This window comes from Streptomyces sp. NPDC044921, from assembly GCF_056432865.1.
On sequence record NZ_JBWKIF010000050.1, the window covers coordinates 1 to 1,239 of the forward strand.

The window sequence follows — 1,239 nt, forward strand, 5'->3', positions numbered from 1 at the left end:
CCGCTGGAACAGTTCCCACAGCTCGTCCGGCACCATGCGCTCGACCATCACCACACGGTGCAGACTACCCAGGCACGCCAAATGAGACGACGTCTCAGAGGGACACCGTCCCACCCAGCCCCACACGCCGAGCACCCCGGACACGGCGGACATCACCCAAAAGAACTGAAAAACCCCAGCTCACAGCCACGACAACAACTCAGAAAAACTGGGCGACGACAAGGCCTGACGAGGGCCGGACATCGGGGAAGCCCAACAGTGCGCGGCGGTGGCGGGAACTGGAGAAGATCGATCCCGCGTGGTGCCCGGTCTGGGACATCGCCTGGCAGCGGTGCTTTCACCTCGCCCGCGCCCATGTCAACGGTGGCCGGGAACTATCCACTGTGCCTGGGGAGATCGTCGTCCAGGGCGAGGACCTCGGGCGGTGGGCCAGAGTCCAGCGCACCGCGGCCGTATGGGACGGCTTGCTGCCCGCCCAGCAGTGGCTGCTCACGCAGGTGCTGCACCTGACGCCGGACCAGGAGCAGCCTGAGGCCGGACCTGCGCCAGGCCGGCCGAGCGTCGTGGGCAGGACGCGGGCGCAGATGTGGGCCGATAACCTTGCCGCTGCCCGCCAATATCATCAGCGGGAAGGACACTTGAACGTCCCTCGCCAGCACGTGGAAAGCGTGGGGGGCGAGGACCGTGCGCTAGGCGTGTTCATCGCCAACTGCCGGGCCCGCCAGCAACGCCTGGCCCCTGAGCGGGTGCAGGAACTCAGTGCCGTCGGGATGAAGTGGGCTTGAGGAATCGCGTGCGGAGGTCGCCGAGGTGCGCGGCTGCGGGCCCGCACCTCCACCCGCTTGGACGGTGTCGGTGTACGGGCTCAAGTGCAGAGGTTGGTGTGCTCGACCCGGCTTCCATACCGGGGGTGGCGGAGCCGTCCGATAGGGAAATGTGAGGACCAGGTCCGAGTGGTCAAGAGCGCCTACGGCGGGGCTTTTGCGGTGACGACGTCGGCGAAGACTGGGGGTGCCGAGAAGTACTCGCCCATCACAGATCGTTGCGCCAGGAATCGTCTCGTCGTAGCAGCACTGTTCCGGTAGCCTCCTGGGCCAATCGACTCCCGGCGACAAGGATGTCAGCTACCAGGCGACGGACGGTTTTAGACGTCGTCTCATTTGGTGAGTCTGCGGTAGCAGATGAGGCTGCAGGCGATGGCCGTGAAGGCCAGGAAGTGCTCGGCCTTGCGTTCGTAGC

Annotated in this window: 1 protein-coding gene; it reads left to right on the plus strand. The window is 65.9% G+C overall.

The features are described from left to right. The first annotated feature begins 383 nt into the window (after positions 1 to 383). Positions 384 to 785, plus strand: a complete 402-nt coding sequence (locus AC07DA_RS36065) for a helicase associated domain-containing protein (RefSeq protein WP_479132483.1) — start codon at positions 384 to 386, stop codon at positions 783 to 785. The last annotated feature ends 454 nt before the right edge of the window (positions 786 to 1,239 follow it).